At 32.9% G+C, this 298-nt stretch carries 1 protein-coding gene; it reads left to right on the forward strand.

The genetic code is table 11. The annotated features are described in order from the left end of the window. Positions 1-43: 43 nt before the first annotated feature. Positions 44-298, forward strand: a 255-nt coding sequence (locus ACSG5Z_RS30825) for an ATP-binding cassette domain-containing protein (RefSeq protein WP_435712855.1), incomplete at its 3' end; no start/stop codon positions are given.

Genomic DNA, 298 nt, shown 5'->3' on the forward strand with positions numbered 1-298 from the left:
GTCTAATATAGAAATATAAAGTAGTGCGAAAGGAGAAAATGACATGACATATATATTAAAAACGAATCAGTTAACGAAAGTGTTTAAAGGGAAAGAAGTTATTTCTAGCGTTACCATGCATGTGAAAAAAGGAGAGATTTATGGTTTCTTAGGACCGAATGGTGCATGTAAAACAACGATTATGAAGATGAACACAAATCTAATAAAGCCGACGAGCGGTGATATTGAAATTTTTGGTGAGAAGTTAACGGATACATCTTATGAATTGTTAAAGCGCATGGGGACAATTATTGAATAT

The sequence above is a fragment of the Bacillus pretiosus genome, from assembly GCF_051294775.1.
Taxonomy (GTDB): domain Bacteria; phylum Bacillota; class Bacilli; order Bacillales; family Bacillaceae_G; genus Bacillus_A; species Bacillus_A wiedmannii.